A 21,108-nucleotide genomic window follows, 5' to 3' on the forward strand; every position below is an offset into this window, starting at 1 on the left:
CGTCCGCGGGCCACGCTGAACTGGCACACGCCTCTGGAAATCCTTGCTCAGATTCTGGCTAACCCCACGGATCGCGCTCCTGTTCAGTAACCCGCGAGGTGTTGCACTTCGCCCTTGAAACCGCCCTGACATGGCTGAGCGGGCGCATGGCCGCTCCGAACGGTTCGACGAAAAAGGGAGCGGAAAAACTTTCCTGATTGCTGATCGGATATCGGTTTTTATTGCCGTGTGATTCTTTATAAAAATGGCGTGGCCCGAATAATGATTTTGAACGAATTATGTCGTTGCCATACCCGAATTCGGTGCTGGTCGATTTCATCAATTCATTGCCTCGTAATGAAAAATCTTATCGGTGGCGGGTGAAATTACTTTCATATTTAAATTTTCAGCCCGGCGGGATTGTATGAATGTAAATATCGTCCGCTCTGGAAAAGCATTTTTCCGCCCGGGAAAAGGTATGTTCTGACGAACCCCGGCACACTAGGCTGGAGGCGGATGGAATCGGTTCTGGACGACCAGCGAATTCAACGCAAACGTTTTGCTATCGCCGCCTTTTTTGGGCGCAATATTCAATGTGACATTGCATGCTGTCAATCTCATATTTCGGGATTGCAGCTGTGTGACGGAGACCGGCACGAGGGTAATAAAAGCTTCATCATTCTTCGAATGTGCCGATGTAACAAGGTGCATCGGTGAATGCAGAAGTCGATGCGAGTTTGACACATCAAGCAACAAGAAATCGTCAAAGAAAGTCAGTCGATAAATGGAATTAAGGGGTCATCCGGTCAGTCGGCGGTTTTTCCGGAAATCCGGAATGTCCGGCGGTGGCCTGGATGTAAAAAGGGGTGAGCGGGTGCGCGTCGATCGCCGGGCAGTTCGATTCTTCGAACGGCGGTCGCGCGATACCGCTGTCGATCAGACAGGCACGAGAAGACATGAACATCAAAGGCATGGCAGATCAACGCACCGGTTCGCTCGAACCGGTGTCGGCTGTCAGCGTTCGCGATCCTGCGGCGCATGCGTCAACCCCCGGGGCCGCACGGCGGCATCCGCCTCCCGAATGAACCAGGGCGGCCGGTCTGCAGGTCAGGCCGGCTGCTTCCATCCGGCGTCTGAACGACGCCTCCTCATGAGATTCGACGTCGCCGCGGGTCCGGCGCGACGGTGTCCGCACGCGTTCGTTTCGTGGGCGCGGGGCGCGTCGTGCCGTCGCCTGGCCCAGCGATGTCGGCGTCGATCAGTCGATAACCCGCGATCGTCGCCGCGCCGCGTGTCCGATTGGCACGAGCGGTGTGCGGTCGTGCGATCGCGACAGCGGTCGCGAGTGTCGTGCGGGGCCGTTCGCAATCAAGTTAGCCGTACGAAGTGAAGTAACGGAGCGAGGCGAGGTGACGAGCGCGCGTGCGTGGATGCGCGCTTCGTTTGCCGTCGCATTCGCTGTCGCGTGATTCAGCACACGAAAACCGAGGGAAAACGAGATGAACAAGTCGTTCAAGTCGATCTGGAACGAAGCATTGGGGGCGTGGGTCGCGGCGTCCGAGCTCGATCGCGCGCGCGGCAAGCGCGTGGCGTCATCGAGAAGTGCGGATGCGCATGCGGCACCGGACGCTGGCGCTGGCACGACAGTGCTGGCGGGGCTGTCGCCGCGGCGAATCGCGACGCTGGTCGCGGCCGCGTATCTCGGCTTGTTCCAGGCAGGCGCCCACGCGCAGTATTCGGCGGGGGGCGGCTCCGCGACCGGCGGCGCGAGTTCGATTGCCGTCGGCAACGGTTCGGTCGCCACGCAGGTGAATTCCACCGCGTTCGGCAACCTGTCCACGGCGACGGGCGTTTCAGCCACGGCGATCGGCCCGGGCGCGCACGCCATTGCCGACGGTTCGACATCCGTCGGCATCAATTCTCAGGCAACCGGCGTCAACAGCGTGGCGATGGGCGTGCAGGCGATCGGATCCGGCAACTATTCGGTCGCGATCGGCAATCTGTCGAGCTCGACCCAAAGCGGCTCGGTGGCGATCGGCAGCGGTGCGTCGGCGATCGGCGTGTCCGCGATCGGGCTCGGGAACAATGCGACGGCCTCCGGTCAATACGCGGCCGCGCTCGGTCTCGGATCGGTCGCGTCGGGGACGCAAGCCGTCGCGCTCGGTTTTTCGTCAAACGCCACGAATACGGGCTCCGTCTCGCTCGGGAATCAGTCGACGAGTTCGGGCGCGGCCGGGGTTGCCGTGGGCAGCGGCTCGCTCGCTTCCGGCAATTCGGCCGTGGCCGTGGGCGTGAACAGCGGCGCGAAGGGCACGTCGTCGATTGCGATCGGCTGGGGCGGCACGGCAGGCGTGCCGGGGTCGGGCGCGCAATCGCTCGGCACCAGTTCGATCGCGATGGGCTCGAATACCTCGGCGGGCGCCGACAATGCGCTGGCGTTCGGCACGAACGCGAATGCGTCGGGCCTCAGCTCGATCGCGATGGGTGTGCAATCGACCGCGACGCAGCAGTTCGGCGTCGCGCTCGGCAATCTCGCGCTCGCGACGGGCATATCGGGCACCGCACTGGGCGCCGGCGCGACGGCGTCTGCCGTGAATGCGACGGCGATCGGCATCAATAGCGTGGCGGCGGCGGGTGCCACGGTCGCAATCGGCGCCAGCAACTCCGTCGCGGCGGCGGCGGGCGCGGGCTCGATCGCCGGCGGGAACAACTCGCAGGTCCTGAGCGGCACCGGCGCCGTCGCGCTCGGCGAAGGCCAGACCGTGAGCGGCAACGGCGCGGTCGCCATCGGCGATCCGAGCACCGCGATCGGCACTGGCGCGGTGACGATGGGCTCGAACAACACCGCGAACGGCAACGGCGCGGTGGCGATCGGCAATTCGAACAACGCGCAGGGCGTCGGCTCCCTCGCGCTCGGCAATACGTCGACGGCGGCAGCGGCGGGCGCGGTGGCGTTCGGCGCGTCGGCAGTGGCGAACAACGCCAACGATGTCGCGCTCGGTTCCGGCTCGGTGACAGCCGCGCCGAATCCGACGGCGTCCGCGACGATCGGCGGCGTCACGTACAGCTTCAACGGCATCAATCCGACCAGCGTCGTCAGCGTCGGCGCGGCGGGCAGCGAGCGTCAGATCACCAACGTCGCGGCCGGGCGGATCAGTTCGTCGAGCACGGACGCGATCAACGGGTCGCAGCTCGATGCGACGAACCAGGCGGTGACGTCGCTGTCGACGTCGACGCTGTCGAGCATCACGTCCTTGTCGACCTCCACGTCGACGGGCTTGTCGTCGGCGAACAGCGCGATCACGTCGTTGTCCACGTCGACCTCGACCGGTATCAGTTCGCTTTCCACGGGCCTGAGCTCGACAAACAGTTCTGTCGCGTCCCTGTCGACCTCCACGTCGACGGGCATCAGCTCGTTGTCGACCGGCCTGAGTTCGACCAACAGTACGATCACGTCGCTGTCGACGTCGACTTCGACCGTCGCCGGTTCTCTGTCCACCGGCTTGAGTTCGACGAACAGCAATCTGACCTCGCTGTCGACCGCCACCTCGACGAGCATCGGTTCACTGTCGACGGGCCTGAGCTCGACGAACAGCGCAATCACGTCGCTGTCGACCTCGACGTCGACCACCATCGGCTCGCTGTCGACCGGCCTGTCGAGCACGAACAGCAACCTGACGTCGCTGTCGACCGCCACGTCGACGGGCATCAGTTCGCTGTCGACGGGCTTGAGCTCCATCGTGAACAACAACACCAACCTCGGCAACAGCACGGCCGGCGCGATCGGCGGCGGGGCCACTTACGATCCGACGACCGGCACGATCTCGGCGCCGTCGTACGTGACGTACAACAGCGACGGCTCGACGACGATCAACAACAACGTCGGTTCCGCGGTCGACAACATCAACGCGCACGGCATCAAGTACTTCCACGCGAACTCGACCGCGCCGGACAGCCAGGCGCTCGGCGTCGACAGCGTGGCGATCGGGCCGAATGCCATTTCGCGGGTCGACGGCAGCATCGCGCTCGGCTCGGGCTCGGTGGCCGACCGCGCTACGGTGCCGGCGTCCGGGACCATCCGCAACGGCACCGCGTCGATCCCGTTCAACACGACGGACCAGACGCTGCTCGGCGCGGTGTCGGTCGGCGACGCGACCAGCAGGACGTATCGCCAGATCACCAACGTCGCGGACGGCACGGGCCAGCAAGACGCGGTCACGGTGCGGCAGCTTGCCGGCGCATTGCAGTCGTTCGCGGTCACGGGCCAGAAATACTTCCACGCGAATTCGACGGCGGCGGATTCGCTCGCCGTCGGCGCGGAATCGGTCGCGGTGGGGCCGACGACGGTCGTCAACGGCGACAACGGCGTCGGCATCGGCAACGGCGCGATCGTCGATGCGACCGCGCCGGGCGGGATCGCGATCGGGCAGGCGGCGAGTTCCGCGCAGGCCGACGCGATCGCACTCGGCAGCGGCGCGACGGCGACCGGCGCGCAGTCCGTCGCGCAGGGCGCGAATGCGGCGGCGGTCAGCGTGGGCAGCGTCGCGCTCGGTTCCGGTGCGCACAGCAACGCGACCGACGCCCTCGCGCTCGGCGCAGGCGCGTCGGCGACGTTCGCCAACAGCGTCGCGCTGGGCGCCGGTTCGCTGACCACGGTCGGCGCGCTGACGAACTATGTCGCGTACGGCCTGAGCAGCCCGCAGTCGTCGGCCGGCGAAGTGAACGTCGGCAACCGGCAGATCACCGGGCTCGCCGCCGGCAAGAACGGCACGGACGCGGTGAACGTGTCGCAGCTCGACTCGGTCGCGAACCAGCTGACGACGCTCATCGACAAGCGCACGACCAACCTCGGCGGTTCCTACACGTCGAACCCGTCCGGCGGCAACGTGCCGCCGGGGCCGTCAGGCTCGAACTCGTCGGCCGGCGGCTCGGGCGCGGTGGCTTCCGGTTCGAACAGCACGGCCGTCGGCAACGGGTCGACGGCGTCCGGCAGCGGCTCGACCGCGATCGGCGTCGGGGCGACTTCGTCGGGCAGCAATTCGGCGGCGGTCGGCGCGGGCAGCAACGACGGCGGCCGCTCGAACGTCGTCGCGGTCGGCTCGGCGGATTCGGCGCGGCAAGTCGTCAACGTCGCGGCGGGCACGCAGGGCACCGACGCGGTGAACGTGAACCAGCTGAATGCGGTATCGAACCAGTTCACGCAGTCGCTGAACACGGTTAACACCCAACTCACGCAGATGCAGCAGCAGATCCAGCAGACCGATTCGATGGCGCGCGAGGGGATCGCCGCGACCGCCGCGATGGCGTCGATCCCGCACATGGACCGCGATTCGAACTTCGCGATGGGTGTCGGCACGGCGTCGTTCCAGGGCCAGAAGGCCATGGCGGTCGGCATGCAGGCGCGCATCACGGAGAACCTGAAGGCGACGCTGAACGGCGGTTTCGCCGGCAGCCAGCGCGTCGTCGGCGCGGGCATGCTGTATCAGTGGAAGTGATCGCGCGCGGCGGTTCGTTCCGGCACGCGTTGCCGGAGCGGATCGCGCCGAACGCAAACGCATGCGCATGCGGCCGCGCCATCGCGCCGCAAGCGCCGTGCCCAACGCATTTTCGGAGTCCTCAAGTGAAAAACATCCATCTTGCCTTGCTGGCGTCCGTCGTGTCCCTCGCAGCCTGTTCGAGCGCGTCGGGGCCGACGTACAACGCATACGAACTGCAGTCGCGAAACGGTATCCGGACGTTCCAGGTCGACTGCCACGGCATCCTGTCGACCGCGAAGACCTGCATGAAGGTCGCAACGCGCATGTGCGGCAATGACCCCGTGCGCCTGGTCGATTCCACGACGCCGTTCCGCGACGGCGCCGATCCGCACTCGATCGCGTTCCAGTGCGGCGCGGCACCCGTGCCGGCCGCCGCGGCCGTTGCGCCGGCACCCGCCCCGGTCGAAAAAGTGAGCCTCACCGGCGATGCGTACTTCGCGACCGACTCCGCGGTGCTCTCGCCGGCCGCGCGTGCGGAGCTCGACACGTTGCTGAACCGGCAAGGCGACAGGCATTTCTCGCGTGTCGAAGTGGACGGCTATACCGATGCGACCGGCCCGGATGCGCACAACCAGACGCTGTCGAAGCACCGCGCCGATGCGGTCGCCGCGTATTTGCGAGAGCGCGGGCTGAAGGCGGATTCGTTTGACGCGACCGGGCACGGCGAAGCCGATCCGGCCGCCTCGAACGATACGGCCGAGGGACGGGCGCGCAATCGCCGGGTGGAAATCTCGTTGCAGAGGTAAGGCGCGCGGGTTGCCGCGGGCGTGGCCGTCGAAACCGGATGGCTCGCTCGCGGCAGCGGCGCCTGTCGCGGAAATGGGCCGAGGAGGCAGGAACCGCTGCCGAATCGAGCACATACAATGGAGGCGTCCGTCGGCACGCGCTTCGCCATCACGTCGGTGGCGAGCAAACCGCTCCACCCGCGACTCTCCAAGGCCACCATGGAAATCAAATGGATCGAGGATTTCCTCGCGCTCGCGCAATACCAAAGCTTTTCCCGCGCGGCTGAATTCCGCAACGTCACGCAATCGGGCTTCAGCCGCCGCATCCAGTCGCTCGAGCAATGGATCGGCGCCGAACTGATCGACCGCAGCAGCTTTCCGCCGGTGCTGACGCCGGCGGGGCGCCTGTTTCGCGAAACGGCCGAGGACGTGCTCAGCCGCCTTTACGACACGCGCGCCATCATCCGCACCGAGCAGCGGATCGGCGGCAAGAGCCTGCAGATCGCCGCGGGCCATACGATCGCGCTGAGTTTCCTGCCGGCCTGGCTCAAGGCGCTCGCCCCGCATTTCGGCGAAGTGCGGGCGCGCGTCATTCCGACCAATGTCCACGACTCGATCCTGATGCTCGTCAACGGCAACTGCGAGTTGATGTTCGCGTACCACCATCCCGAGCTTCCGCTCCATCTCGATCCGGCGAAGTACGAGCACCTGACCGTCGGCATCGACACGTTGATGCCGGCGTGCCGGCCGAACCGGCGATCGGCGCCGGCGTTCCGGCTTCCCGGCACGAAGCAGAATCCGCTGCCGCTGATTTCCTATACGGAAACCAGCTATTTCGGCCGGTGTCTCGCGCTGCTGCTCGGCCGTGCGCCGGACGCGCCGGCCTTGCAGTTGCATTACGAATCCGACATGGCCGAGGTACTGAAGAAGCTCGTGATGGAGGGCGAGGGCGTCGCGTGGCTGCCCCGCAGCGCGATCGCCGCCGAACTGGCGGTCGGCGACCTCGTGCCGGCAGGCCCGGCGGTGTGGAACCTGGAAATCGAACTGCGCGTGTATCGCGACGTGTCCAATCGCAGCGAATTCCTCGACACGCTCTGGCAGCACCTGCGCGCGGCGCCTTCCCGCCTCGGCTGAGCAGGGTTTTCCCGCCTTATGCGGGACTCGCATACCGCCATGTTGCACCGGCATCACGTTTTTTTCGACCGTCCCTACCATTCGTTCCAACGGCACATGTGACGCGTGATCCGCGTCGCACGGCCTTCTTCGCAGCGCTCGCCGCATTGCCACGGCCGGGTGCCATCCCAGGACGAATGGACATGAAAAATCGCCTTACCTTCAGCATCGCAGTCGGCATGATCCTCGGCGTCGTCGCCGGCTATGCGTGTCACGCCAATATCGCGGACCCGGCCACGCTCAAGACGATCGCCGGCTATTTCTCGATCGTCACCGACATCTTCCTGCGCCTGATCAAGATGATCATCGCGCCGCTGGTGTTCGTGACGCTCGTGTCCGGCCTCGCCGGCATGGACAGCGGCGAAGACGTCGGCCGCATCGGCCTGCGCTCGATCGGGTGGTTCGTCTGCGCGTCGCTGATTTCGTTGAGCCTCGGCCTCGTCATGGCCAATGCGCTGCAGCCTGGCGCCGGCCTGAACCTCACGGCGGGCGCGGGCGAGGTCGGCACCGGGCTGAACACCGCCGCACTGAACGCCCGGGACGTGATCACGCATGCGTTCCCGACCAGCCTGCTCGACGCGATGGCGCGCAACGACATCCTGCAGATCCTGGTGTTCTCGGTCTTCCTCGGCATCGCGCTGAGTGCGCTGAAGCACGACAAGCGGGTCGGCGTCGTGATCCGGTCGATCGACGGGATGGTGCCGGTGATGCTGCGCCTGACGAACTACGTGATGCGCGCGGCGCCGCTCGGCGTGTTCGGCGCGATCGCGTCGTCGGTCACGCTGCGCGGGCTCGATGTGATCTACACGTATGGGAAGCTGATCGGCGCGTTCTATCTCGGCCTGCTCGTCCTGTGGGCGATCCTGATCGGCGTCGGCTACGCGTTTCTCGGACGGCGCGTCGGGAGCCTGCTGAAGGCCGTGCGCGAACCCGCGCTGATCGCGTTCTCAACCGCCAGCAGCGAGGCCGCCTATCCGCGCCTGACCGAGCAGCTCGAACGGTTCGGCGTCGACAAGAAGGTGGTGGGCTTCACGCTGCCGCTCGGTTACGCGTTCAACCTCGACGGCTCGATGATGTATCAGGCGTTTGCCGCCATCTTCATCGCGCAGGCGTTCGGCGTGCACATGCCGCTGTCGGAGCAGGTGTTCATGTTGCTGGTGCTGATGTTGAGCAGCAAGGGGATGGCGAGCGTGCCGCGCGGCTCGGTGGTCGTGGTCGCGGCGGTCGCGCCGATGTTCCATCTGCCGGTGGCCGGCGTCGCGATGGTTCTCGCGATCGACCAGATCCTCGACATGGGCCGCACGATGACGAACGTGATCGGCAACAGCGTCGCGACGGCGGTGATCGCGAAGTGGGAGAGCCGGCGGTCCGCGAAATCGCAAGACGCCGTATTCGAGCAGCCGGAGCTGAACGCATGATGGACGCGGATATCGTGAATGCACGGCGGAAATTCGGCGTCGTCGGCGGTCTCGGGCCGCTGGGGAGCGCCGACGTGTTCTTCAAGATGGTGAAGGCGACGCCTGCGTCGTCCGACGAGGAGCACGCCGAAATGATTTTCGAGCAATACCCGTTCAAGGGCTCGGGATCGGGCAGCGCGGCGACGATCGAACGCAAGCTGTACGTGTTCGACATGATTCGCGCGTTCGAGAAGCGCGGCGTGACGACGGTCGTGCTGCCGTGCTTCCTGAGTCATACGTTCATCGACGAGCTGAAGGCGAATACGCGCCTGCCGATCGTGGATATCGTCGAGGCCGTGCGTAGCCACGTGCGGCGCAAGTATCCCGACGCGACGCGCATCGGCGTGCTGGCGTCCGACTACGTGCGGGACAAGCGACTCTTCGACGCGTATTTCCCGTCGCCTCGGTTCGAAATCGTGCATCCGCGGATGCACGAAGGGATCGACCTCGTGACCGAAGCCATCTACGGCGCCGACGGCATCAAGCGCGGCAATCTTCGCGGCCGGCCGGTCGAGCTGTTGCGCCGCGCGTGCGCGGATCTCGCCGATCAGGGCGTGCAGGTCATCGTTCCCGGCCTGACCGAGATCGCGCTGGTCGCGGATGAAATCGGTCCGCAGCGCGTGCCGCTCGTGGATTCGAACCTGGCGTATGCGCAGTACGCGGTGACCGGGCAGTCGGGGGCGCGCGCGGCGACGTTCAAGATCGGCGTGGTCGGCGGCGTCGGGCCGGCCGCGACGGTCGATTTCCTGGACAAGATCGTGCGCAACACGCCGGCGGCGCGCGATCAGGAGCACGTCAAGCTGCTGGTCGAACAGAATCCGCAGATTCCCGATCGCACCGAGAACCTGGTGGGCACCGGCGCGGACCCGACGATCTCGTTGTACGCGACCTGCAAGAAGCTCGAGGACGGCGATGCCGACCTCATCGCGATTCCGTGCAACACCGCGCATGCATTCGTCGAGCGGATTCAGCCGTACCTCGGCATTCCGATCGTCAACATGCTGACGGTCACGGTTGCTCACCTGCGCGACACGTATCCGGCGCTGAAGGAGGTCGGCGTGCTCGCGACGACCGGCACGATCGAAAGCGGCGTCTACGAGAAGGCGCTGGCGTCGCAAGGGCTCCGGCAAGTCGCGCCGAAGCCCGCGTTGCAGGCGCGCGTGATGGAAGCGATTTACGGGAGGCAGGGCGTCAAGGCCGGCTTCACGACCGGGGAGTGCCGGGAAGATATCGGTGCCGCCGTCGAGGCGCTGATGGCCGAGGGCGTGAGGGTGATCGTGCTCGGCTGCACCGAACTGCCGATTCTGCTTCCGGGCGGTGAATATGTCGCGCGGAACGGGTGTCGGGCGACGCTCGTCGACCCGACCGACGTGCTCGCCCGCACGTGCGTCGCCCATGCGACGGCGGGTGGCGGCTGAAGCGCATCGAGCCCGTGGCCGACACCGACGGATCGTGTTGCCCCGCCTGCTCGTGGAAAACTGTATGAATATACAGTATAGTATCCGGCGAACTCGAGCGGCGCGGGCATGACCCGTGCGGCACGTGCGCCGCGCCTGCGGGCATCCGCCGCAGCGTTCCGGCACCGTGAATTCCGGCTAACTCACTCAGACGGGCAGGCAAATTGTCATCCAGCAATCTGATCCGCATTCGCGGAGCACGTCAGCACAACCTCAAGAACCTCGATCTCGACCTGCGCACCGGCGAAATGACGGTCGTCACCGGGCCGTCGGGCTCAGGCAAGTCGAGCCTCGTGTTCGACACGCTGTACGCGGAAGGCCAGCGGCGCTACGTCGAGACGTTCAGCGCGTATGCGCGGCAGTTCCTCGACCGGATGGACCGCCCGCAGGTCGAGCGCGTCGACGGCGTGCCGCCCGCGATCGCGATCGACCAGACCAACCCGGTCCGCAGTTCGCGCTCGACCGTCGGCACGATGACGGAGCTCAACGATCACCTGAAGCTGCTGTACGCGCGCGCGGCCGAGCTGTTCGACCGCCAGACCGCGCGGCAGGTGCGGCACGACACGCCCGAGACGATCTACGCGGAACTCGTCGAGCGCTCGCGCGCCGACGATCCGCGCGTCGTCGTCACGTTCCCGGTCGAGCTGCCGGAAAGCGCGTCCGAGGATGAAGTCGCGCAGTGGCTGTCCGCGAGCGGCTACACGCGCGTGCAGGCGCAGCGCGAAGTCGCGTCGCCCACGGGCCCGCGCAAGCTGCTCGACGTGGTGGCCGACCGTTTCCGCGTGCAGCAGGCCGACAAGGTGCGCGTGGTCGAGGCGATCGAGGCGTCGCTGAAGCGCGGCGGCGGCCGCGTGAACGTCTACGTGCTCGCGCCGGAAGCGGAAAACGCGCTTGCTGCGCCCGTTGAGCCGCAGGTGTGGCGTTTCTCCACCGGGCTGCACGACCCCGACAGCGACCTGCGCTACGCGGAGCCGCAAGCGGCGCTGTTCTCGTTCAACTCGGCATACGGCGCATGCGAGACCTGCCGCGGCTTCGGCCGCGTGATCGGCGTCGATCTCGGCCTGGTGATTCCCGACGCGCGCAAGACGCTGCGCGGCGGCGCGATCAAGCCGATGCAGACGCCCGCATGGAAGGAGTGCCAGGACGACCTGATGCGCTACGCGGCGAAGGCGGACATCCGCCGCGATACGCCGTGGTCCGACCTGACCGACGCCGAGCGCGACTGGGTGATCAACGGCTCGCCGGACTGGAACGGCAAGTGGCAGAGCCAGTGGTACGGCGTGAAACGCTTCTTCGGCTATCTCGAATCGAAAGCGTACAAGATGCATATCCGCGTGCTGCTGTCGAAGTACCGCAGCTACACGCCGTGCGAGGTCTGCGGCGGCGCGCGCCTGAAGACCGAATCGCTGCAGTGGCGGCTCGGCTCGAAGGCGAACGCCGATACGGTGCTCGCGCCCGCGAATCGCTTCATGCCGCGCGGCGTCGACTGGACGCGCGCACAGCTCGAGGCGCTGCCGGGCCTGACGGTGCACGACCTGATGCTGCTGCCGATCGAGCGCATTCGCCGCTTCTTCGACGAGATCACGCTGCCGAGCGCGCTGCTCGACGATGCCCTGAAGCTGCTGCTCGCCGAGGTGCGCACGCGCCTCAAATACCTGTGCGACGTGGGGCTCGGCTACCTGACGCTCGACCGGCAAAGCCGCACGCTGTCGGGCGGCGAGGTGCAGCGGATCAACCTGACCACGGCGCTCGGCACGTCGCTGACCAAAACGCTGTTCGTGCTCGACGAGCCTAGCATCGGCCTGCATCCGCGCGACCTCACGCGGATCGTCGAGGCGATGCAGCGGCTGCGCGACGCGGGCAATACGCTGGTGGTCGTCGAGCACGATCCGTCGGTGATGCTCGCGGCCGACCGGTTGATCGACATGGGTCCGGGCCCCGGCGAGCGCGGCGGCACGATCGTCTACGACGGCACGCCGGGCGACATCCGTTCCGCGCACACGCTGACGGGCGAGTATCTCGGCGGCCGCAAGCACGTCGCGCATGCGTCGAACTGGGCGCGCCGCCCGGTGGACGCGAACACGCCGCGCATCGTGCTCGAAGGCGCGACCGAGCACAACCTGCGCGACGTGACGGTCGAGATTCCGCTGCAGCGGCTCGTGTGCGTGACGGGCGTGTCGGGTTCCGGCAAGTCGACGCTGCTGCAGGACGTGCTCTATCCGGCGATGGCGCGCCACCACGGCAAGGCGACCGAGTCGCCTGGCGCGTTCCGCAATCTCACGGGTGCCGACCAGGTCGGCGACGTCGTGTTCGTCGATCAATCGCCGATCGGCAAGACCACGCGTTCGAACCCGGCCAGCTACGTCGGCGCGTTCGACGAGATCCGCAAGCTGTTCGCGAAGGCGCCGCTCGCGCTGCAACGCGGCTACGGCGCCGGCACGTTCAGCTTCAACTCGGGCGACGGCCGTTGCCCGACCTGCGGCGGCTCGGGCTTCGAGCACATCGAGATGCAGTTCCTGAGCGACGTCTATCTGCGCTGCCCGGATTGCGACGGCAGCCGCTACCGCGCCGAGATTCTCGAAGTGCGCATCGAGCGCGACGGCCGCGCGCTGAACATCGCCGACGTGCTCGACCTGACCGTCAGCGAAGCGGCGGCGTTCTTCGCGACCGATGCCGAGGTGCTGCGCGTGCTGCAACCGATCGTCGACGTCGGCCTCGAATACGTGAAGCTCGGCCAGCCGGTGCCGACGCTGTCCGGCGGCGAAGCGCAGCGGCTGAAGCTGGCCGGCTTCCTCGCCGAATCGGCGGCCGCCGCGGGCGGGCGCCGGGTCGCGAGCGAGGAGGCGCGCATCGCGCGTGCGAAGCTGTTCATGTTTGACGAACCGACGACCGGGCTGCACTTCGACGACATCGCGAAGCTGATGCAGGCGTTCGGCAAGCTGCTCGCGGCCGGCCATTCGCTGATCGTGATCGAGCACAACCTCGACGTGATCCGCGCGGCCGACTGGCTGATCGATCTCGGTCCGGAGGGCGGCGACGGCGGCGGCCTCGTGCTGTGCGCGGGCACGCCCGACGACGTGAAGGCATGCGCGCAATCGCATACCGGCGTCGCGCTGCTGCAGTACGACCGCGCGATGGACGGCGAAACCGCGCTCGCCGACGAAGGCGTACCGCTGCAGGCCGTGCTGAACGCCGCCCGCGAGCGGCGCGCGATCGAGGGCGAGGACGTCGTGCGGATCGTCAATGCGCGCGAGCACAATCTGAAGGCGCTCGACGTCGACATCCCGCACGGCAAGTTCAACGTGATCACCGGCGTGTCGGGTTCCGGCAAGTCGACGCTCGCGTTCGACATCCTGTTCCACGAAGGCCAGCGCCGCTACCTCGAATCGCTGAACGCGTATGCGCGCTCGATCGTGCAGCCGGCCGGGCGGCCGGAGGTCGACGCCGTGTACGGCATTCCGCCGACGGTGGCGATCGAGCAGCGGCTGTCGCGCGGCGGCCGCAAGAGCACGGTCGCGACCACGTCCGAAGTCTGGCACTTCCTGCGGCTGCTGTACGTGAAGCTCGGCCTGCAGCATTGCATCCACGACGGCACGCCCGTCACGTCGCAAACCGTCGAATCGATCGCCGCGCAGTTGCTGCGCGACCATCGCGGCGAGCACGTCGGGCTGCTCGCGCCGCTCGTCGTCAACCGCAAGGGTGTGTATACCGATCTCGCGAAGTGGGCGAAGGCGCGCGGCAGCACGCATCTGCGCGTCGACGGCGAGTTCGTGACGGTCGATCCGTGGCCGAAGCTCGACCGCTTCCGCGAGCACACGATCGAATTGCCGGTGGCCGACATCGTCGTGTCGCCAGACAACGAGGCCGAGTTGCGGCGCGTGCTCGACGAGACGCTCGAGCTCGGCAAGGGCGTGATGCACCTGCTCGCGCCGCTCGACGGGCTGCACCACGCGATGCAGAACGATCGCTCAACCGCGCGCGTCGGCGAGATCAAGGTGCTGTCGGTCAAGCGCGCGTGCCCGGTGTGCGGCACGAGCTACCCGGAACTCGATCCGCGGATGTTCTCGTACAACAGCAAGCACGGCTGGTGCACGACCTGCGTCGGCACGGGCGTCACGCTCACGCGCGAACAGCGCGCCGCGTATGACGACACGGTGCTCGCCGGGGACGATCGCGGCCGCGAGCAGACTCTGCCGTCGGACGAGCAGGAACCGGAAGGCGTCGGCAACGAGCCGTGCCCGGATTGCAGCGGCACGCGCCTGAACCCGTCCGCGCGTGCGGTCACGTTCGATGCGCATCCGATCGTCGAGGTCGCGCAGTGGACGGTGTCCGATACGCGCCGCTGGATCGACGCGCTGGAGCTGACGGGGCGCGACGCGCAGATCGCGCGCGACATCGTCAGCGAGATCGGCAGCCGCCTCGCGTTTCTCGAGGAAGTCGGGCTCGGCTACCTGAGCCTCGATCGCGCGGCGCCGAGCCTGTCGGGCGGCGAAGCGCAGCGCATCCGGCTTGCGGCGCAGCTCGGCAGCAACCTGCAAGGCGTGTGCTACGTGCTCGACGAGCCGACGATCGGCCTGCATCCGCGCGACAACCAGATCCTGCTGGATGCACTGCGCAAGCTCGGCGACAAGGGCAACACGCTCGTCGTCGTCGAGCACGACGAGGACACGATTCGCCGCGCCGATCACATCATCGACGTGGGCCCGGGCGCCGGCAAGCGCGGCGGCACGCTGGTCGCCGAGGGCGCGGTCGCCGATCTGGCCGCGCGGCCGGACTCGGTGACGGGGCGCCTGCTCGCGCATCCGATGACGCACCCGCTGCAACCTCGCCGCGCGGTGAGCCTGCCGGGCAAGCAGGGCGCGCCGGCGGTGCCGGAGGGCTGGCTGACCGTGCACGGCGCGACGCTGCACAACCTGCGCGACGTCACCGTCGGCATTCCGCTCGCGCGGCTCGTCGCGGTGACGGGCGTCAGCGGTTCGGGCAAGTCGACGCTCGCGCGCGACGTGCTGATGACGAACCTGCTCGATGCGGTGGGCCGCTCGGTGCTGTCGTCGCCGGCCACGCGGCGCGCACGCAAGGCCGCGCAGCAGGATGCGCCGGCCGCGAACCGCCGCTCGAGCGTGCTCGCGCGCAGCGCGCCGCGGCCGTCGCTGAACGTCACGCATGCGTGGCAGGGCTGCGAGTCGCTGAGCGGCTGGGAACGGATCGACCGCGTGCTCGAAGTCGACCAGACGCCGATCGGCAAGACGCCGCGCTCGTGCCCGGCCACCTACATTGGCGTGTGGGACACGATCCGCAAGCTGTTCGCCGATACGCTGGAAGCGCGTGCGCGCGGCTACACGGCGTCGCGTTTCTCGTTCAACACCGGCGACGGGCGGTGCCCGGCCTGCGAAGGGCAAGGCGTGCGCACGATCGGAATGAGCTTCCTGCCCGACGTGAAGGTGCCGTGCGACGTGTGCCACGGGCAGCGCTTCAATCCGGAGACGCTCGCGGTCACGTGGCGCGGCCGGAACATCGGCGACGTGCTGACGATGGAAATCGACGAAGCCGTGGAGTTCTTCGCGCCGATTTCCAACATCGCGCATCCGCTGCAGCTGATGAAGGACGTCGGTCTCGGCTACCTGACGCTCGGCCAGCCGTCGCCGACGCTGTCCGGCGGCGAGGCGCAGCGCATCAAGCTCGTCACCGAGCTCACGAAGGTGCGCGACGACATCACGCGGCGCGGCCAGAAGGCGCCGCATACGCTCTACGTGCTCGACGAGCCGACGGTCGGTCTGCACATGGCCGACGTCGCGAAGCTGATCCGCGTGCTGCACCGGCTGGTCGACGGCGGGCACAGCGTGGTCGTGATCGAGCACGACCTCGACGTGATCGCGGAAGCCGACTGGATCATCGATCTCGGCCCGGAAGGCGGCGTGGGCGGCGGCACGATCGTCGCGGCGGCGCCGCCCGAAGGGCTCGCGCAGGTGAGGGCGAGCCATACCGGGCACGCTCTGAAGCCCGTGCTGGCGCGAACGGCGACGGAAGACGGCGACGCGGCGCGACAGGGAGAAGCGCGGGTCGGTTGAACGCGGTGCTTCATGTGAACGGCCCCGGTGTCCGCTCAGACACCGGGGCCGCTTTTACATGCATCCGTGCGGTCAGCCGCGCAATCTCATTCGCCCTTGACGCCGATCGTCTCGATGATGGTCTCCAGTTGCGGGCTCATCGGCAGGTTGAGACTCATGCCCGACGGAAGCGGGCGCAGGAACCAGCGCTTGTACTGTCGCGTGATCTCGCCGTCGACGGCCAACTCCTCGAACGTGCTTTTCACGACCTGCGCGAGCTGCGGATCGTCCTTGCGGAACATGATTCCGTACGGGTCATATGACAGGAAATCGCCAACCACGTCGTACTTGCCGCCCTTGCTCGCGTTCTCGGCTATCAGGCCGTACAGCAGCACGTCGTCCGTCGCGAACGCGTCGGCTTGACCGTTCGCGACGAGCGCGAAGCCCTGCGCATGGTCCGGCACCACCTGCAGCTGGATCCCGAGCTTGAACCGCGCGTCCAGGTCGCGCAGCGCCTTCTCGTTGGTCGTGCCGGCGGTCACCGCGACCTTTTTGCCCGCGAGATCGCGGAACGAGCGGATCGGCGAGCCTCGCTTCACCATCACCTTCGTGCCGGCCACGAAGATGATCGGCGAGAACGCCACGCGCTTCTGGCGCTCCAGGTTGCTCGTCGTGGAGCCGCATTCCAGATCGACCGTGCCGTTGACCACCGCGTCGATGCGGTTGTCGGCCGTGACCGGCACCCAGCGGATCGTCAGGCTCTTGTTGACCGCATCCTCGATCGACGACACGAGCGCCTTGCAAAGCTCGATCGAATAACCGATCGGCTGGTTGCGCGCATTCAGGTACGAGAACGGGATCGACGCGTCGCGATAGCCGATCGCGATCGTGCCGCTGCTGCGCACCTTCGCGAGCGTGCCGGTCAGTTGAGCCGGCGCGAACGGCTCGACGCGCGGCGTCGTGGACGGCGCATCTTCCGCGCGCGCGGTCGCGCCCGCGGCAAGCAGGCCTGCGAGCGCGAGCGCACGCCAGAATCGCTGCATCTTCATCGCGGGGCCTCCGTCAGACATCCGCCGGATGCGCGATCGTCCCTTCCTGCTCCGCGTCGATGCGCGCCAGGTTGGCCTCGGCTTCCGCCTCCGACATGAGCTGGCCTTCCCACTTCGCGACCACGGCGCTGGCGATCGAATTGCCGACCGCGTTGGTGGCCGAGCGGCCCATGTCGAGGAACGTGTCGACGCCGAGGATCAGCAGCAGCCCGGCTTCGGGAAGCCCGAACTGGTGCAGCGTGGCGGCGATCACGACGAGCGACGCGCGCGGCACGCCGGCCATCCCCTTCGACGTCAGCATCAGGACCAGCAGCATCGTGATCTGCGTGCCGAGCGACAGGTGGATGTTGTACGCCTGCGCGATGAACAGCGCCGCGAAGGTGCAGTACATCATCGAGCCGTCGAGATTGAACGAATAGCCCATCGGCATCACGAAGCTCGAAATTCTGCGCCGGACGCCGAACCGGTCGAGCGCGTCGAGGATCTTCGGATACGCGGCTTCCGAGCTGGCCGTCGCGAACGACAGCATGAACGCTTCCCTGATCAGCACAAGCAGCTTGAATACGCGGCGGCCGAGGAACAGCAGCCCCGCACAGACGAGCAACGTCCAGAGCAGGAACAGGCTCACGTAGAAATCGCCCATGAACACCGCGAACTTCAGCAACACCGACAGCCCGTTGACCGCGACGGTCGCGGCCATCGCCGCCAGCACCGCGAGCGGCGCGAGCTTCATCACGTAGCCGGTGATCTTGAGCATCACGTGCGACAGTTGGTCGATCGCGGCCACGAGGATCTTGCCGCGCTCACCGAGCGCGGCGAGCGCCACGCCGAAGAACATCGAGAACACGACGATCTGCAGGATCTCGTTGTTGCTCATCGCCTCGGCGAACGACCTCGGCACCATGTGGCCGACGAAATCCTTGAGCGTGAACTTGGACGTCGCGAGATTCGCCGAAGCGCCGATGTCCGGCAGCGGCAGGCCGAGGTTGTCGCCGGGCCGCAGCAGGTTCGCCATGAACAGCCCGAGCAGCAGCGAGATCAGCGACGCGGTGATGAACCAGCCGATGGATTTCGCGAACACGCGCCCGACCGATGCCGCGTCGCCCATGTGCGCGATGCCGACGACCAGCGTGGAGAAGACGAGCGGCCCGATCACCATCTTGATCAGGCGCAGGAACACGTCGGAGATGAGCGAGATGTATCCGGCGATCTCGGTGGTGGCCTTTTTGTCAGGAAAGCTCGTGTAGATCATGTAGCCGATCAGGATGCCTGCCACCATCGCGATCAGGATCCAGACGGCTGCAGCGTTCTTTTTCTGCATCGTGAGCCTCCCATGCACCGGTTCCGCAACCGGGGATGGAAGGACAATACAGGACGCGAACGGCGATGAACAGTGCAACCGGGGGCGGGTTTGCGCTAGCGCGGTGTCGCGACCGATTGCCCGGCGACGATTGCGCCGGTGGCGCCGCGGTGCACGGGGCCGGCGCAACCGGGTATCCGATTTGTGCGGAGCAGCACACGGCTCGTCTGATGGCCGGTGAATCCTGACGGCGGTTTCGCGGTGGGCGGCGCGCTTCGCGCCGGCTTCAGGCTTCGGAGAAAGGCCGCGCGGTCCTCGAATCGCTGCGCGGGTGAATGCCGTCACTCATGCAGCGCACAACATTCGGAAGCAGGCGGGCGCAATGAAGAGGAGTGGCCGTGGAGGACTTCTTGCCGGCGCTCAAAAATGCGCGGCGCAATAGGTTCGGGCTATGACCGGCAGAGTTGATCGATAGTTGTCGCGTGACGGGTTTCCTCGTGTAATGGCCTCCGAAACCGGATGATGCCAACGACTCGACGGAGGAGCCGCCCGTGAAGATCGCAGAATCAGTGGAACGAACGGTCGATGACGACGTGAAGGGCCGCGTAGGGTTGGATAACACGGGCGTCGACATCGCGGCGAAAGAGGCGGTGCGCGTGAATGCCCGGTCATACCTGTTCGTGCCGGGAAACAAGCCTGAACGGTTCGACAAGGCGCTCGCGAGCGGCGCCGATGCAGTCATCATCGATCTCGAGGATGCGGTCGAGCCGGACGCCAAAGTGGCCGCGCGCGAGGCGATAGCACAGTGGGTTTCACCCGGGCATCCGGTGCTCGTTCGAATCAACGCACGAAACACGCCGTGGTTCGAGGCAGATGCCGCGCTCGGCGCGTTGAACGGGGTGGCCGGTATCGTGCTGCCGAAGGCCGAGCGTGCGGATGATGTGTGCGCTGCCGTTGCGCTTGCGCGCCGGCGTGTGCCGGTCTATCCGCTGATCGAAAGAGCGCGTGGCATGTGGAATGCGCTTGAGGTCGCAAAGGCACCGCATGTCGAACGATTGTTGTTCGGCACGCTCGATTTCATCGTGGACATGGGTATGTCGGATGATGGCGTTTCGCTCAATCACTTTCGCTCGCAGCTGACGTTGATTTCGCGCGTCGCCGGGATCGAATCGCCGGTCGACGGGGTGACGCCGGATATTCATGACGGGGAACGGATCGAGCGCGACGCGTTGAACGGACGGCAACTGGGATTCGGCGGGAAGCTGTGCATTCATCCGAAGCAGATCAGATTCGTGCACACGTGCTTTCGACCGAGTGCGGATGAGGTGCGCTGGGCGCGCCGCGTGCTCGACGCGACGCGCGATGCGAACGGCGGCGTGGTGACGGTCGACGGGAAGATGGTCGATCGGCCCGTGTTGTTGCGTGCGACACGCATTGCGGAGCTGGCCGCGTCCGTCAGCTCGGCAGCGGAGGGGGCGGCCCGTGCATGACAAAGCGCGACCTTGCCGGCATCGGGACGAGATGCGACTCGTTCCCGGTGACATCGCACACGTTCATCGCCTGCCCACCGAAGCAGGTTCGTTCATCAGTTCGACAACCCAGTCGATGAACGAACCTATTGTGGAAATTCGGAGACGTTGCTCATGCGCGACGTCGGGCCTCGCATGTGCAAGCACGGCGTTCAAAACCACGCGGCAATCGCGTTCACCTGCTCGATTCGATTCGGTGACCGCTCGCCTGCAGAAATGGAAAGCCTGCAAAGCAAAGTTGGCTTGCGAGGCCGATCGCGCCGGGCACCGACCAAAAGCCGGCAAAGTACTCGAGCACGGTCCTTTTGAACAGGAGCCAGCTCGTGCACCACTCCGCAAACGTCAATATGGCCAGCGCGATCGCGCCCATCAGCAACGCCTCGTTGGTGTCGGTCAGCATGTCGTGTTTTTTCGCGCTCCAGCGCGACAGGTACCAACTCGCGGCAAGCATGAATGGCGCTTCGAGCGATACCGCTGCCGCCTCTCCCAGGAGCCGCACCAGCAGCAGGACACGAATCGCGCCGAAGGCGAAGCCGATCACAAAAACGGTCAATGCATAAACGCAGCCCGCTTTGGCGCAGGTTGCCCACCTGGGGCTACGATGCGAGCGCCGCGTCACGGAGTTTCACGTGTTGGATAGGGAGGTACTAGGGAAACACTGATTTATCCGGCTCTGTGGTCATCGCTGACGCAGCCGAGGACGTTGTAGAAGATAGTTCACGGAACGGGTCCACGACGATGAAACGGCAAATGAGCTTTGCGGAAGCGGAAAGCACGGGCAAGAAGCGCATGACTCGGCGCCAGCGTTTCCTGGAAGAGATGGAGAAGCTCGTGCCGTGGTCGCGATTGCTGACG

The 21,108-nt window shown here is 66.4% G+C and carries 12 protein-coding genes and 1 pseudogene; 8 read left to right on the forward strand and 5 right to left on the reverse strand.

Translation table 11 applies throughout. From position 1 onward, the window contains the following. Window positions 1-58 precede the first annotated feature (58 nt). Both HWX22_RS30295 and HWX22_RS30300 read right to left on the reverse strand, forming a co-directional pair. Window positions 59-319, reverse strand: a complete 261-nt coding sequence (locus HWX22_RS30295) for a hypothetical protein (protein WP_175912182.1) — start codon at window positions 317-319, stop codon at window positions 59-61. Between the two features lie 450 nt (window positions 320-769). Beyond that, window positions 770-952: a hypothetical protein gene (locus HWX22_RS30300; RefSeq protein ID WP_175912211.1), complete on the reverse strand. Its 183-nt coding sequence runs from the start codon at window positions 950-952 to the stop codon at window positions 770-772. Between the two features lie 526 nt (window positions 953-1,478). Here HWX22_RS30300 and HWX22_RS30305 point away from each other — a divergent pair. The 6 genes from HWX22_RS30305 to uvrA all read left to right on the forward strand — a co-directional run bounded on the left by HWX22_RS30305 (window position 1,479) and on the right by uvrA (window position 16,396). Beyond that, window positions 1,479-5,474 (forward strand): YadA-like family protein, encoded by a 3,996-nt coding sequence (locus HWX22_RS30305; RefSeq protein WP_175916940.1) that lies wholly within the window; start codon window positions 1,479-1,481, stop codon window positions 5,472-5,474. A 125-nt stretch (window positions 5,475-5,599) separates the two neighbouring features. Continuing rightward, a complete protein-coding gene (locus HWX22_RS30310; RefSeq protein ID WP_175912207.1) occupies window positions 5,600-6,262 on the forward strand; it encodes an OmpA family protein in 663 nt (220 codons plus the stop codon). Between the two features lie 198 nt (window positions 6,263-6,460). Further along, window positions 6,461-7,375: a LysR substrate-binding domain-containing protein gene (locus HWX22_RS30315; RefSeq protein WP_175912205.1), complete on the forward strand. Its 915-nt coding sequence runs from the start codon at window positions 6,461-6,463 to the stop codon at window positions 7,373-7,375. Between the two features lie 182 nt (window positions 7,376-7,557). Then, window positions 7,558-8,832, forward strand: a complete 1,275-nt coding sequence (locus tag HWX22_RS30320) for a dicarboxylate/amino acid:cation symporter (RefSeq protein WP_175912203.1) — start codon at window positions 7,558-7,560, stop codon at window positions 8,830-8,832. Next, the gene (locus tag HWX22_RS30325; protein WP_175912201.1) at window positions 8,829-10,289 is read left to right on the forward strand and encodes an amino acid racemase; all 1,461 of its coding nucleotides are present in this window, start codon (window positions 8,829-8,831) and stop codon (window positions 10,287-10,289) included. The genes HWX22_RS30320 and HWX22_RS30325 overlap by 4 nt, the downstream gene beginning before the upstream one ends. A gap of 203 nt (window positions 10,290-10,492) precedes the next feature. Next, entirely contained in the window at window positions 10,493-16,396 is a 5,904-nt protein-coding gene (uvrA, locus tag HWX22_RS30330) for an excinuclease ABC subunit UvrA (protein WP_175912199.1), read from the forward strand. Window positions 16,397-16,482: 86 nt separating this feature from the next. On the opposite strand, the gene HWX22_RS30335 is transcribed toward uvrA, so the two are convergent. Both HWX22_RS30335 and HWX22_RS30340 read right to left on the reverse strand, forming a co-directional pair. Then, complete coding sequence (locus HWX22_RS30335; RefSeq protein ID WP_175912197.1) at window positions 16,483-17,424, reverse strand: amino acid ABC transporter substrate-binding protein; 942 nt, start codon at window positions 17,422-17,424, stop codon at window positions 16,483-16,485. Window positions 17,425-17,437: 13 nt separating this feature from the next. After that, entirely contained in the window at window positions 17,438-18,745 is a 1,308-nt protein-coding gene (locus HWX22_RS30340) for a dicarboxylate/amino acid:cation symporter (protein ID WP_175916941.1), read from the reverse strand. A 611-nt stretch (window positions 18,746-19,356) separates the two neighbouring features. Between HWX22_RS30340 and HWX22_RS30345 the strand changes: the two genes are divergently transcribed. Next, window positions 19,357-20,214: a CoA ester lyase gene (locus HWX22_RS30345; RefSeq protein WP_244135325.1), complete on the forward strand. Its 858-nt coding sequence runs from the start codon at window positions 19,357-19,359 to the stop codon at window positions 20,212-20,214. A gap of 214 nt (window positions 20,215-20,428) precedes the next feature. Here HWX22_RS30345 and HWX22_RS30350 read toward each other — a convergent pair whose 3' ends face one another. Continuing rightward, entirely contained in the window at window positions 20,429-20,806 is a 378-nt protein-coding gene (locus HWX22_RS30350; protein WP_175916942.1) for a hypothetical protein, read from the reverse strand. A 185-nt stretch (window positions 20,807-20,991) separates the two neighbouring features. Here HWX22_RS30350 and HWX22_RS30355 point away from each other — a divergent pair. Further along, window positions 20,992-21,108: pseudogene (locus HWX22_RS30355) on the forward strand (IS5/IS1182 family transposase); the annotation flags it as partial.

Source organism: Burkholderia sp. BCC1638, from assembly GCF_902833195.1.
Taxonomy (GTDB): Bacteria; Pseudomonadota; Gammaproteobacteria; order Burkholderiales; family Burkholderiaceae; genus Burkholderia; species Burkholderia diffusa.

Excerpts from the sequence above, each read along its gene's own strand:
- HWX22_RS30295 (WP_175912182.1), bottom strand. The coding sequence starts at position 319 with ATGAAATCGACCAGCACCGAATTCGGGTATGGCAACGACATAATTCGT.
- HWX22_RS30300 (WP_175912211.1), bottom strand. The coding sequence starts at position 952 with ATGCCTTTGATGTTCATGTCTTCTCGTGCCTGTCTGATCGACAGCGGT.
- HWX22_RS30305 (WP_175916940.1), top strand. The coding sequence starts at position 1,479 with ATGAACAAGTCGTTCAAGTCGATCTGGAACGAAGCATTGGGGGCGTGG.
- HWX22_RS30315 (WP_175912205.1), top strand. The coding sequence starts at position 6,461 with ATGGAAATCAAATGGATCGAGGATTTCCTCGCGCTCGCGCAATACCAA.
- HWX22_RS30320 (WP_175912203.1), top strand. The coding sequence starts at position 7,558 with ATGAAAAATCGCCTTACCTTCAGCATCGCAGTCGGCATGATCCTCGGC.
- HWX22_RS30325 (WP_175912201.1), top strand. The coding sequence starts at position 8,829 with ATGATGGACGCGGATATCGTGAATGCACGGCGGAAATTCGGCGTCGTC.
- HWX22_RS30335 (WP_175912197.1), bottom strand. The coding sequence starts at position 17,424 with ATGAAGATGCAGCGATTCTGGCGTGCGCTCGCGCTCGCAGGCCTGCTT.
- HWX22_RS30340 (WP_175916941.1), bottom strand. The coding sequence starts at position 18,745 with ATGCAGAAAAAGAACGCTGCAGCCGTCTGGATCCTGATCGCGATGGTG.